General features: G+C 70.4%; 12 protein-coding genes. 3 read left to right on the top strand and 9 right to left on the bottom strand.

Annotated features, from left to right (window positions below; translation table 11 throughout):
- Positions 1-100 precede the first annotated feature (100 nt).
- Genes QE428_RS01950 through QE428_RS01940 form a run of 3 tightly spaced genes read right to left on the bottom strand, consistent with a single transcriptional unit; the run spans position 101 to position 2,573 of the window.
- Positions 101-850 carry an amino acid ABC transporter ATP-binding protein gene (locus QE428_RS01950; RefSeq protein ID WP_307462523.1) on the bottom strand — a complete coding sequence of 250 codons (750 nt, stop codon included), beginning with the start codon at positions 848-850 and terminating at the stop codon, positions 101-103.
- Positions 847-1,692: an amino acid ABC transporter permease gene (locus QE428_RS01945; protein ID WP_091356230.1), complete on the bottom strand. Its 846-nt coding sequence runs from the start codon at positions 1,690-1,692 to the stop codon at positions 847-849. Before QE428_RS01945 ends, QE428_RS01950 begins: the two co-directional genes overlap by 4 nt.
- Before the next feature lie 20 nt (positions 1,693-1,712).
- Positions 1,713-2,573, bottom strand: a complete 861-nt coding sequence (locus tag QE428_RS01940) for a transporter substrate-binding domain-containing protein (RefSeq protein ID WP_133400284.1) — start codon at positions 2,571-2,573, stop codon at positions 1,713-1,715.
- A gap of 165 nt (positions 2,574-2,738) precedes the next feature.
- Here QE428_RS01940 and QE428_RS01935 point away from each other — a divergent pair, with 165 nt between their 5' ends.
- Positions 2,739-3,542: an NAD(P)H-binding protein gene (locus QE428_RS01935; protein WP_307462517.1), complete on the top strand. Its 804-nt coding sequence runs from the start codon at positions 2,739-2,741 to the stop codon at positions 3,540-3,542.
- Between the two features lie 39 nt (positions 3,543-3,581).
- On the top strand, positions 3,582-4,550 hold the full coding sequence (locus tag QE428_RS01930; RefSeq protein ID WP_307462515.1) for a squalene cyclase: 969 nt from the start codon (positions 3,582-3,584) through the stop codon (positions 4,548-4,550).
- Positions 4,551-4,553: 3 nt separating this feature from the next.
- Here the strand turns inward: QE428_RS01930 and QE428_RS01925 are convergent, their stop codons facing one another.
- From QE428_RS01925 to QE428_RS01900, 6 genes are read right to left on the bottom strand one after another with little or no spacing between them, the layout of a single operon-like run.
- Positions 4,554-5,333 (bottom strand): HpcH/HpaI aldolase/citrate lyase family protein, encoded by a 780-nt coding sequence (locus QE428_RS01925; protein ID WP_133400281.1) that lies wholly within the window; start codon positions 5,331-5,333, stop codon positions 4,554-4,556.
- Positions 5,318-6,103, bottom strand: a complete 786-nt coding sequence (locus QE428_RS01920; RefSeq protein ID WP_307462512.1) for a 2-keto-4-pentenoate hydratase — start codon at positions 6,101-6,103, stop codon at positions 5,318-5,320. The genes QE428_RS01925 and QE428_RS01920 overlap by 16 nt, the downstream gene beginning before the upstream one ends.
- Entirely contained in the window at positions 6,103-7,266 is a 1,164-nt protein-coding gene (gene hpaD, locus QE428_RS01915) for a 3,4-dihydroxyphenylacetate 2,3-dioxygenase (protein ID WP_307462510.1), read from the bottom strand. The genes QE428_RS01920 and hpaD overlap by 1 nt, the downstream gene beginning before the upstream one ends.
- Before the next feature lie 29 nt (positions 7,267-7,295).
- Complete coding sequence (hpaE, locus tag QE428_RS01910; RefSeq protein ID WP_116228552.1) at positions 7,296-8,807, bottom strand: 5-carboxymethyl-2-hydroxymuconate semialdehyde dehydrogenase; 1,512 nt, start codon at positions 8,805-8,807, stop codon at positions 7,296-7,298.
- Positions 8,808-8,830: 23 nt separating this feature from the next.
- Positions 8,831-9,514 carry a GntR family transcriptional regulator gene (locus QE428_RS01905; protein WP_307462508.1) on the bottom strand — a complete coding sequence of 228 codons (684 nt, stop codon included), beginning with the start codon at positions 9,512-9,514 and terminating at the stop codon, positions 8,831-8,833.
- Positions 9,511-11,007 (bottom strand): fumarylacetoacetate hydrolase family protein, encoded by a 1,497-nt coding sequence (locus tag QE428_RS01900; RefSeq protein ID WP_307462506.1) that lies wholly within the window; start codon positions 11,005-11,007, stop codon positions 9,511-9,513. The genes QE428_RS01905 and QE428_RS01900 overlap by 4 nt, the downstream gene beginning before the upstream one ends.
- Positions 11,008-11,111: 104 nt before the next feature.
- On the opposite strand from QE428_RS01900, the gene QE428_RS01895 reads away from it, so the two are divergent.
- The gene (locus QE428_RS01895) at positions 11,112-12,494 is read left to right on the top strand and encodes an MFS transporter (protein ID WP_133400276.1); all 1,383 of its coding nucleotides are present in this window, start codon (positions 11,112-11,114) and stop codon (positions 12,492-12,494) included.
- The last annotated feature ends 11 nt before the right edge of the window (positions 12,495-12,505 follow it).

The raw sequence follows: 12,505 nt of genomic DNA, 5'->3' as shown, positions 1-12,505 counted from the left end.
GCAACAGATCGCGCCCGCCACGCCGGTGAGGTGACGAGGGATGCCGCGTGTCGCCCGGCATCCCTTGCATCCGTCGACGCCCGGCGGCTGCGCGCGCCGCTCAGGCGGTGACGCGTGCGAGGAAGGCGCGGGTACGGGCCTCCTGCGGGTTCCGCAGCACCGATGCGGAGGGGCCCTGCTCGACGATCGTGCCGGCGTCGAGGAACACGACGCGATCGGCGACGTCGCGCGCGAACGCCATCTCGTGCGTCGCCATGAGGATCGTCGCGCCTTCCGACGCGAGATCGCGGACGAGCTCGAGGACCTCGCCGACGAGCTCCGGATCGAGCGCCGAGGTGATCTCGTCGAGCAGGAGCACCTCGGGGTCGGTCGCGATCGCGCGCGCGATGGCGACGCGCTGCTGCTGACCGCCCGACAACCGATCGGGGTGATCCCTCGCCTTGTCGGCGAGCCCTACCCGGGCCAGCAGCTCGGCCGCGCGGGCCTCGGCGTCGCGGCGCGGCATCCGGTGCACCACTCGCGAGGCGAGCGTGACGTTGTCGAGCACGGACAGATGCGGGAACAGGTTGAAACTCTGGAACACCGCGCCCAGGCGCGCCCGCACGCGGTTGCCGTCGACGCGGGGATCGGAGATGTCCTCGTCGCCGAGGAAGATCTGCCCGTCGTCGATGGGTTCGAGAAGCCCGAGGCAGCGCAGCAGCGTCGATTTTCCCGACCCGCTCGCGCCGATGAGCGCGACGACCTCGTGCGCACCGAGCGTCACGTCGACGCCCTTCAGGACCTCACGGTCTTCGAACGACTTGTGGATGCCCGTGGCTCGAAGGACATCCGCCCGCAAGACGTCGCTCACAGGACCGATCCCGACTGCTCGCGCTCGCGGAGTCTCGCCGTGTACCAGTCGGTCAGACGGATCGTGGGGATCGCGAGCAGGATGAAGAGGATGCCGGCCACGACGTACGGCGTGAAGTTGTAGGTCGTCGCCACGACGCCCTTCGCGCGCGCGATCGCGTCGAGCCCCGCGATGATCGAGATGAGTCCCACATCCTTCTGCATCGAGATGAAGTCGTTCATGAGCGCTGGCGTCATCTTGCGGAGCGCCTGCGGCAGGACGACCCGTCGGAGCGTCTGCACGTGGTTCAGGCCGAGCGCGCGCGCCGCGAGACGCTGCGACGGGTGCACCGATTCGATGCCCGCCCGGATCACCTCGGCGACGTACGCCGAGTATGTGAGGGTGACCGCGAGGATGCCGAGGAACAGCTCATCGATGCGTTCTCCGACGATCGTGGGCAGGCCGAATCCGACGAGGTACAGCACGATGATGAAGGGCAGCCCGCGGAACAGGTCGGTGTAGCCGGCCGCGACCGCGCGGACGGGGAAGAAGACGGGCCCGCGGAGCGTCCGGAGCAGAGCGATGAGGAGTGCGACGGCGCCCACGGTGAAGATCGAGATGCCGAGCACCGTGAGGTTGATGAGGAAGCCGTCCCACACCTTGGGAAGAGCCTCGAGCGCGGTCGCAGGATCGAAGAAGCCCTGCTGGACCTTCGCCCAGCCTTCCGTGTTGATGACGGTCGCCCAGACGATCACCGCGAACGCGGCGGTCGAGAGGATCGCGATCAGCACGGACCGCCGCTCTCGGCTCCGCCGATAGGCGCGGCGGTCGAGCTCGAGCGCGCTCGGGGTAGGGGTACTCACGGATCGACGCTAGCGCGTCCTCACTTGAGTTCCGTCACACCCTCGGTGAGCCCCGACAGCCACTCCTTCTCGAGCTCCGCCAGGGTGCCGTCCTCGCGCAGCTCATCGACGGCGGCGCTCACGGCGGGCGTCAGCGGCGAGTCCTTCGCGAGCAGGAGTCCCCACTGGTCCTCGATGCCGGCCTTCGGGAGCTCGCCGACGAAGAACGAGTCCTCGATGTAGAAGTTGACCGCGACGTAGGCGGTGGGGGTGTCGAGGACGACGGCATCCACCTGTCCGGCGCCGAGGGCCGCGGTCGCGTCCTCGTTCGAGTTGTAGAGCTTCGGCGTCACGCCGAGGTCGAGGGCGTCGAGGGTGAGCGCGCTCGTCGAGTTCGCCATGGCGCCGATCGTCAGGGACTTGAGCCCCGCGAGGTCGGTCACACCGTCGGCCTTGCCGCCCTTCAGGGCGATGATCGACTGGGACGCGGCGTAGTACGGCGACGAGAAGTCGACGCCCTTCTTGCGGTCATCGGTGATCGTGTACTGCTGGATGTTGACGTCGAAGCTCTTGGGGCCGGGGGCGATCGCGGCTTCGAAGCTCGTGCGCACCCACTCGACGTCGTCCTTCGCGAACCCGAGCTTGTCGGCGACGGCGTACGCCACGGCGGCCTCGAAGCCCTTGCCGGTCTCAGGCTTGTCGTCGATGACGTAGGGCTCGTACGCGGTCTCGCCGGTCGCGACTGTGAACTTGCCGGCCGTGACGTAGTCGTCGGGGGAGGGTGCGGCATCCGAGGACGGCGCGGACCCGGGTGCGGCGCTCGTCGCGCAGCCTCCGAGGAGCAGAGCGAGGGCCGCGGCGGAGGCGGCGAGTGCGGTGCGCAGGGCGGGACGTCGGGTCATGAGGGCCTCCGGGGGCGCCGAGGGTGCTCGGACGAGGGGTCGGGTGGGCATCGCCGCGTTTCGCGGGGAGCCGGAGTTCATTCTCGCGCGCAGACGGATGCCGCGGGTGCGGCGGCGTCGCTTTGTTACACGGCCGTCATCCCGCGCCGCTGAGAGGATGGGGGCATGGTCCCTCCACGCACTCTCCTGGTCGGTTCCGGACGCATCGGATCGCGGGTGGCGGAGGAACTGCGCCGCGCGGGCGGCGAGGTCGTCACGCTGCGGCGGTCGGCGGCATCCGGTGCGGACGGCTGGCGGCACATCGCCGCGGACCTGTCCCAGCCGCTCACGGAGTCGCTGCCGGCGGTCGACGCGGTCGTCGTGACGCTGCCGCCGGGGGATGAGCCGGACTTCCTCGACGGTGCGATCAGCCGTGTCGCCGAGGCGCTGCCGGCGCGGCCGGCGCGCACGATCTGGGTGTCGTCCACCCGGGTGTTCGAGGGGTACGGCGACGAGAGGCCGCTGACCGAGAGCGACGAGCCTCGGCCCCGCGGGGAGCGCGCGCACCAGCTCGTCGATGGCGAAGAGCGCGCGGTCGCGCTGCTGGGGGCGACGATCCTGCGACCCGCGGGCATCTACGGACCGGGACGTGACCGGCTCATCCGTCAGGTGCTGGCGGGCGCCGACGTGGACCACGACCGCCGCACCAACCGCATCCACGAGACCGACGTCGTCCGCACGATCCTGACGCTGCTGCAGGCGGACCAGGTGCCTGCTGTGCTGCACGCCGTCGACAGGCGCCCGGCGACCCTGGGCGAGGTGGTCGCGTTCCTCGCCGACCGGCTGGGCGTGCCGGTGCCGCCGCGCGGCGAACCCGCCGAACGGCGCGGCACCGTGCTCGACGGTACGCGCTTGGGTGAGGTCGTCGACGGCCTCGCGTACCCGACGTTCGAGGACGGCTACGGCGAGATGCTCGCTCAGCGGGGCTGAGCCCTGGCGGATGTCGGCGGCCCGCGCGAGGATGCGGACATGACCCTCACGCAGGCGACGCTGGACTGGCTGCTGGACTCGGACCCTTCGCTCCGCTGGCAGGTAGAGCGCGACCTGCTCGGCGCGCCGCCCGCGCAGTGGGAGGCCACGCGTGCGCGCGTCGCGACCGAGGGGAACGGAGCGACGCTCCTCGCGCATCAGGGGGACGACGGGCAGTGGGAGGGCGGTGCGTACTTCCCGGCCGGGTTCTTCGGCAGCCCCGAGTCCGAGATGCCGGGCCAGCCGTGGACGGCGACGACCTGGACGCTCAAAGACCTGCGCGAGTGGGGAGTGCCGGCATCCGCTCTCGGGGACACCGCGGCGAAGCTCGACCGCAACAGCCGCTGGGAGTACGACGACCTGCCGTACTGGGGCGGGGAGGTGGACGTCTGCATCAACGCATTCACGCTCGGGACGGGCGCCTGGCTCGGCGCGGACGTCTCGACGCTGGTGCGCTGGTTCCCCGCGCATCAGCTCGCCGACGGCGGCTGGAACTGCGAGGCGGAGGAGGGCGACTCGGTGCGTGGGTCGTTCCACTCCACGCTGAATGCCCTGCGCGGCATGCTCGCCTACGAGACGTCCACCGGCGACACGGCACTGCGCGACAGCCGCCACCGCGGCGAGGAGTACCTCCTCGAACGGCGGCTCGCGTACCGGCTGTCGACAGGGGACCTCGTCGGACCGTTCGTGACCGATTTCGTCTACCCCAACCGGCATCGGTACAGCACGCTCGCCGCGCTCGATCACTTCCGGGATGCCGCTCTGCTGGACGGCACCCCGCCGGACCCGCGGCTCGCCGAGGCGATCGAGATGGTCCGCGCCGCACGTGACGCCAACGGCACGTGGCACCAGGGGCGGACGCTCGAGGGCAGGCGCTGGTTCGACATCGACGCACCCGAGGGTCAGCCGTCGCGGTGGCTCACGTTCCTCTCGCTCCGCGTCCTGCAGTGGTGGGATGCCTCCCGCTGACGCTCAGCGCGGAACTGACCATCGAGCGGCCAGCGCCTCGGAGCCGCGGGCGAGGAGGGCCACGTCGGCGCCGACCAGCACGAACGACGCCCCCTCGTCGAGGTACCGCTGCGCGGCATCCGGATCGAAGGCGTTCACGCCGACCGGCTTGCCTGCACCGCGCACGGCCATGAACGCCTCGAGGACGGCGGCGACGACGTCGGGATGCGTCTGCGCGCCGAGCAGGCCCATCGAGGCCGCGAGATCGCTCGGACCGACGAACACGCCGTCCACACCGTCGACCGCCGCGATCTCGGCGGCGTTCCGGACGCCCTCGGTCGTCTCGACCTGCACGAACAGCGACACGTGGCGGTCAGCGCCGGCGAGGTAATCCTCGACGCGGTTCCAGCGGGCGGAGCGAGCGAGGGCGGACCCGACCCCGCGGCGCCCGCGCGGGGGGTACCGCACGGCGTCCACGAGCTCCGCCGCCTGCGCGGCCGTATCGACCATCGGCACGAGGATGTTCTGCGCGCCGAGGTCGAGCACCTGCTTGATCGTCACGACGTCACCGATCGGCACGCGGACGACCGCCGTCACGGGGGCGGCGGCGACGGCCTGCAGCTGCGCGAGCACCGACTCGAGCCCGTTCGGAGAGTGCTCCATGTCGATGAGCAGCCAGTCCAAGCCCGAGCCTGCGCAGATCTCTGCGACCAGCGGCGATCCGGAGCACACCCACATGCCCGCGAGGGGACGGTCGGCATCCGCCAAGGCGTCCCGGAACGTCGGGTTCAGATGAAACGGCATTCGATGACTCCCATCGGCCCATAGTCGCAGCGCACCTCGTCGCCCCGCGACACCCACATCGGGCGCGTGAACGAGCCCGCGAGGATGATCTCGCCCGCCTCGAGCCGCGCACCGTGCTGGTGGAATTTGTTCGCGAGCCAGGCGACGCCGGTCGCGGGGTGTCCGAGGACGCCCTGGGCCACACCGGTCTCTTCGATCTCGCCGTTCCGGGACAGCACCCCCGGCACCCAGCGGAGGTCGATCTCGTCGGGGCGGCGATGCTCAGTCCCGAGGACCATCGCCCCGTACGCGGCGTTGTCGCTGATCGTGTCGACGATCGTCCGCCCCTCGAGTTCGATATGCGAGTTCAGCACCTCGAGCGCGGGCACGGCGTAGTCGATCGCCGCGAGCGCGTCGTCGAGCGTGCAGTCGGGACCTTCGAGGGGCCTCGCCAGGACGAAGGCCAGCTCGACCTCGATCCGCACGTTCGAGAAGTGATCGACGGGGATGCTGTCGCCCGACCGGTAGACGGTGTCGTCGAACATGACCCCGTAGTCGGGCTCCGTGATCCCGGTCGCCTGCTGCATCGCCTTCGAGGTCAGCCCGATCTTGCGGCCGACGAGACGCCGGCCCGACGCGATCATCCGGTCGCGCCAGACGCCCTGGATGGCGTAGGAGTCCTCGACCGTCGCCTGCGGGTAGCGGGTGGTGATCCGCGGGATGACGCCGTGCGTGCGGTCGGCCTCGGCGAGCTCGTCGGCGATGCGCGAGACGTCGTCGTCGGACAGCATCAGAGCTGGTTCCCCAGCTTGTACTCGCCCTGCTTCCACGACGGCATCGCCTCGTCGTCGCCCTCGCGGGTGTACGAGAAGCCGTCGGCGCCGATCGTGACCGCCATCTCGCTGCGGTGCTCGCGGGTGCGGACCGGCTGCGGGTTGCCGTCGAGATCGAGGACGAGGGATGCCTCGGTGTACCAGGACGGGACCACGGGGTTGCCCCAGAAGTCGCGGCGCTGGTTGTCGTGCACGTCCCACGTGACCACGGGGTTGTCGGGGTCGCCGGTGTAGTAGTCCTGCGTGTAGATCTCCACACGGTGGCCGTCGGGGTCGCGGAGGTAGAGGTAGAACGCGTTCGAGACGCCGTGACGGCCCGGCCCGCGCTCGATCGCGTCAGAGCGTCGCAGGGCGCCGAGCTTGTCGCAGATCGCGAGGATGTTGTGCTTCTCATGCGTCGCGAAGGCGACGTGGTGCATGCGCGGGCCGTCGCCGCCGGTCGCGGCGGTGTCGTGCACGGTGGGCTTCCGCCGCATCCACGCCGCGTAGACCGTGCCGTCCTCGTCCTGGATGTCCTCGGTCACCCGGAACCCCAGGTCCTGGTAATGGCGCACCGCGCGCGGGACGTCGGGCGTCACCTGGTTGAAGTGGTCGAGGCGCACGAGCTCGCCGGGGATCTGCAGGTCGTAGCGCCACGACAACCGCTCCACGTGCTCGCTCTGGTGGAAGAACTCGTACGGGAAGCCGAGCGGGTCCTCGACGCGCACCGAGTCGCCGATGCCCTTCGTGAACCCCTCGGTGCGGCGCTCGACGCGGCATCCGATCTCCTCGTAGAACGCGACCGCCCGGTCGAGGTCTTCGGGCGTGCGGACGCGGTACGAGAACGCGGCGACGGCGGCGACGGGACCCTTCCGCAGTACGAGGTTGTGGTGGATGAACTCCTCGGTCGAGCGCAGGTAGATGACCTCGTCGTCCTCCTCGGTGACGTGGAGTCCCAGGATGTCGACGTAGAACTGGCGGGATGCCGCGAGGTCGGTGACGACCAGGTCCATGTACGCGCAGCGCAGGATGTCGGGGGCGGGGGAGGTGGGGGTCTGCACCGGGTCGTCGGTGTGGATCGGGGCTTCTTGCGAGACGAAGAACCCGGAGGAGGTCTTGGTCATGCCGTCGCGGTGGCTCATGTCAGCGTCCTTGCGTGATCGAGGCGGGTTCAGCGCGTGCCGAAGGTGGGATTGTGGACCTTGCCGAGCGTGATGTGCACGGCCTGCTGGTCGGTGTAGAAGTCGATCGAGCGGTAGCCGCCCTCGTGACCGAGTCCGGAGGCCTTCACGCCGCCGAAGGGCGTACGCAGGTCGCGGACGTTGTTCGAGTTCAGCCACACCATGCCGGCCTCGACGGCTTGCGAGAAGTTGTGGGCCCGCTTCAGGTCGTTCGTCCACACGTAGGCGGCGAGGCCGTATTTCGTGTCGTTGGCGAGGGCGAGAGCGTCCTCATCGGTGTCGAAGGGCGTGATCGCGACGACGGGTCCGAAGATCTCCTCCTGGAAGATGCGCGCCGTCGGGGGCACGTCGGCGAACACCGTGGGCGCGACGAAGTTGCCGTCCGCGAAGCCGTCCGGGCGGCCGCCGCCGGCGACGAGTCGGCCCTCGGTCTTGCCGAGCTCGACGTAGGACATCACCTTGTCGTAGTGCTCCGGGTGCACGAGGGCGCCGACCTCGGTCGCGGGGTCGTGCGGGAAGCCGACCTTCACGCGCTGCGCCTGCGCCGCGTAGCGCTCGACGAACTCGTCGTAGACCTCCCGCTGCACCAGGATGCGGCTGCCCGCCGTGCAGCGCTCGCCGTTGAGCGAGAAGACCCCGAAGATCGTCGCGTCGACCGCGGCGTCGAGGTCCGCGTCGGCGAAGACGACGGCGGGGCTCTTGCCGCCGAGCTCCATCGACAGGCCCTTCAGCCACGGCGCCGCGTTCGCGAAGATCAGCTGGCCCGTCGAGCTCTCGCCGGTGAAGGAGATGAGCGGCACGTCGGGGTGCTTCACGAGCGCATCCCCCGCGTCCTCGCCGAGCCCGTTCACGAGGTTGAAGACGCCCTGGGGGAGTCCCGCCTCCTCGAAGATCCCGGCCCAGAGGGATGCCGACAGCGGCGTGAACTCGGCGGGCTTCAGCACCACCGTGTTGCCCGTGGCGAGCGCCGGTCCGAGCTTCCAGGACTCGAGCATGAACGGCGTGTTCCACGGGGTGATGAGCCCTGCGACGCCGATCGGCTTGCGGTTGACGTAGTTGATCTGGCGACCCGGCACCTTGAACGTGTCGTCGGACTGGGCGACGATCAGGTCGGCGAAGAAGCGGAAGTTCTCGGCGGCGCGACGCGCCTGACCGAGCGCCTGCGTGATCGGCAGGCCCGAGTCGAAGGACTCGAGTTCGGCGAGCCGGGCGTCGCGGGACTCGACGAGGTCGGCGATCCTGTGCAGGATGCGCGAGCGCTCGCGGGGCAGCATCTTCGGCCACGGGCCGTCGGTGAAGGCGCGGCGCGCGGCGGCGACCGCGGCATCCACATCGGCCTTCTTGCCGGCCGCGGCCTGCAGGTAGACCCGGTTCGTGACGGGGTCGAGGACGTCGAACGTGTCGCCGTCCACAGAGTCGACGAACGCGCCGTCGATGTAGTGCTGGATGCGGGTGGGCAGGTCCGCGGGCGTGTGCGGCGCGGCCAGGGTGGGATCCGTCATGTCGTGCGTCCTCGCTCGATGGGTCAGAAGTTCGGCAGGCCGAGGGCCTGGTCGGGGTGTTCGTGGGTCATGTAGGCGTCGAGGGTCGCCGAGCGGTGCCGACGTGCGGCGTGCTCGATCTCGCTGAGGGGAGCGCTCCGCTCGATGAGCACGAGGATCTGCTCGTGCTCGCGGACCGACTCCTGCGCGCGCCCCGGCACGAAGCTGAACGTGGAATCGCGGAGGTGCCCGAGCCTCGCCCACTCGGTCTGGACGAGCTCCAGCATCCGCGGGTTCGCGCAGCGCTCGAAGAGGGTCGCGTGGAACTCCTGGTTCAGGCGGGTGAACGCACGTGGGTCGAAGTGGTCGAGCGTCTCGATCATGAGCTCGTTGATGTCGCGCGCTCGCCGGACGTCGGACTCGGTGAGGGCGCGGGCGGACAGTGCCGTGGCGGTGCCCTCGAGGATCGACAGCGCCTGCATGCTGAAGCGGTACTGCGAGTCGTCGACCATCGCGACGCGCGCGCCGACGTTGCGTTCGAAGGTGACGAGCCCCTCGGCCTCGAGCTGGCGGATCGCCTCGCGCACCGGCACGACGCTCATGTCGAGCTCGCCCGCGATGCTGCCGAGCACCAGGCGGTAGCCGGGCGTGAAGGTCTCGTCGACGATCCGCTCCTTGAGCCAGGCATACGCCTGCTGCGACTTGCTCTGCGCGGCGACGCCGCTCATCGGCTGCTCCGCTCGGCCTCGTAGCGCTCGCGCCACTGCGCGTTCATCGGGAAGAGTCCGTCGATGGGCTCGCCCTCGGCGACGCGGGCGGCGATCCAGGCGTCCTCGTCCTCCTGGGCGAGGGCCGCGTCGGCGACCTCCTCGGCGAGCGCGGGCGGCAGCACGATGACGCCGTCGCGGTCGCCGACGATGATGTCGCCGGGCTGCACGGTCGTGCCGCCGCAGGCGATCGTGCCCCCGGCATCCCACGGCACGTGCTTGCGACCGAGGACCGCCGGGTGCGCTCCCGCCGTGTAGACCGGGATGCCGACCGCGGCGACCGCGGCGGCGTCGCGCACGCCGCCGTCGGTCACGATGCCGGCCGCGCCCTGCGCGTGCGCACGGATCGCGAGGATGTCGCCGAGCGTTCCGGATCCGGCCTCGCCCCGCGCCTCGATCACGATGACCTCGCCCTCGCGGACCGCGTCGAACGCGCGCTTCTGCGCGTTGTAGCCGCCGCCGTGGCTCTGGAACAGGTCCTCGCGGTTCGGGACGAAGCGGAGCGTCGCCGCGACGCCCACGAGCTTCGCGTCGGGGTGGAGCGGGGCGACGCCGTCGATCGTGACGTTGTCGAGCCCGCGCCTGCGCAGCTGCTGCGACAGCCCCGCGACCGGGACGCGCTCGAGTTTCTCGCGGAGGTCGGGGGAGAGGGCGGATGCCGCGACCAGCCCGGCGGCCTCGCGGGAGCCCCACGCCTCTTCGCGCTGCGTGTCGTCGACCTGGGGGAGTGAACCGAGCGCCGCGTCGAAGGGGATGTCGGGGCCGTCGACGACAGTCGTCGTGAGCCGGCCGGTGGACGCCCCGGTGTCGGGGGCGTCCACCTCGACCTCGACGACGTCGCCGGGGACGATGACCGACGAGCCCGCCGGCGTGCCGGTGAGGATGACATCGCCGGGCTCGAGCGTCATGTGCTGAGACAGGTCGGCGACGATCTGCGGGAGGGGGAAGAGGAGGTCGTCGGTGGAGCCCTCCTGGGCGAGCTCGCCGTTGACCCAGGTTCGTACGCGCAACGCGGCCGGGTCGAGCAGGCGGGCGTCGAGGACGACGGGGCCGAGCGGGGTGAAGCCGTCGCCGCTCTTGGAGCGGACGTTCGACCCCTTGTCGTTCGCGCGCAGGTCGTACAGACCGAGATCGTTGGATGCCGTGACCCCCGCGACGTGCTCCCACGCCCGGTCCGCGCCGACGCGACGGGCGGGCGTGCCGATGACGAGCGCGATCTCACCCTCGAAGGCGAGCAGTTCGGTCCCGGCGGGCCGCTCGACCGTGCCGCCGGAGGCGGCGACCGAACTCGAGGCCTTGAAGAAGTAGGACGGCGCCACCGGGGTGCGACCGCGCTGTGCGGCGCGCGAGCGATAGTTCAGGTGGACGGCGATGATCTTGCCGGGTCGACCGGGGAGGGCGGCGAAGCGCGGGTCGCGGGATGCGGCATCCGTCACCGTGTCGTCGTTCTGCATGTCCGGAGCTCCCTCGCTCTTGCGTCGTATCTCAAATCGTATATGATCGTGCTGCACCGGACAACCGGTAATCGACGAAGACGTCGGATGACACAGGAGTCAGCATGAGCACTTCCCCCTCACCGGACGGGTTCACCCCCACCGGGACCATCGCCACCGCCGCGGACCGCCGTCGCGTCGTGTTCGCCACCGTCGTCGGGACCACCGTGGAGTGGTACGACTTCTTCATCTACGCGACCGCCGTCGGCCTCGTCTTCGGGCAGCTCTTCTTCGCGCCGCTCGGCAAGGACAGCGTGCTCATCGGGTTCGCGACCGTCGGGGTGAGCTTCCTCTTCCGGCCGCTCGGTGCGTTCCTCGCCGGGCATCTCGGCGACAAGTACGGTCGCAAGGTCGTGCTCATGTGGACGCTCATCCTCATGGGGATCGCCACCGCGCTCATCGGCGTGCTCCCGAGCTACGAGTCGATCGGGCTCGCCGCGCCCATCATCCTCGTGCTCCTGCGCATCCTGCAGGGCATCTCCGCCGGCGGCGAGTGGGGCGGCGCCGTGCTCATGGCCGTCGAGCACGCCCCCAAGACCCGCCGCGGCGCGTTCGGAGCGTCGCCGCAGATCGGCGTACCGCTCGGCCTTCTGCTCGCCTCGGGCGTCATGGCGCTCATGTCGGCGATCGCGCCGGGGGAGCAGTTCCTCCAGTGGGGCTGGCGAGTGCCGTTCCTGCTCAGCGTCGTCCTCATCCTCGTCGGCTGGTACGTCCGTCGACGCGTGGAGGAGAGCCCCGTCTTCCTCGAGCTCGCCGAGCGCAAGGAGCACAGTCGGATGCCGATCGTCGAGCTGTTCCGCAAGCACGCGGTGCTCGTGATCATCGCCGCCTTCGTCTTCGCCGGGAACAACGCCGTCGGCTACATGACCACCGGCGGGTACATCCAGGGCTACGCGACCAACCCCGAAGGCCCCCTCGGCCTCGACCGCGGCCCGGTGCTCTGGGCGGTGACCGGGTCCGCGGTCACGTGGCTGCTCTCGACGCTCGTCGCGGGATTCGTCTCCGACCGGATCGGGCGCCGCACGACCTACATCGCGGGCTGGATCATGCAGCTCGTGGGCGTGTTCACGCTCTTCCCGCTGGTCAACACGGGGAACGTCTTCGTCCTCTTCCTGGGGCTCGCGATCCTCACGATCGGCCTCGGCTTCACGTACGGACCCCAGGCCGCGCTCTACGCCGAGCTGTTCCCCGCGTCGATCCGCTTCTCGGGCGTCTCGATCTCGTACGCGATCGGAGCGATCCTCGGCGGCGCCTTCGCACCGACGATCGCGACGGCGCTCGTCGCCGCCTTCGGCTCGACCACCCCGGTCACCTGGTACCTGGCCGGCATGACCGTGCTGGGCCTGGTGGCGACGCTGCTGCTGCGCGATCGCAGCGGCATCCCGCTCGACCCCGATCACGAGGCGGAGCAGGCGGTCAGCCCGGTCCGCGGCCTCACCCGCGCCTGACCGTTCGAGGA

This window comes from Microbacterium sp. SORGH_AS_0505 (assembly GCF_030818715.1).
Classification (GTDB): Bacteria; Actinomycetota; Actinomycetes; order Actinomycetales; family Microbacteriaceae; genus Microbacterium.
This window is presented reverse-complemented; position numbering and strand designations above follow the sequence as displayed.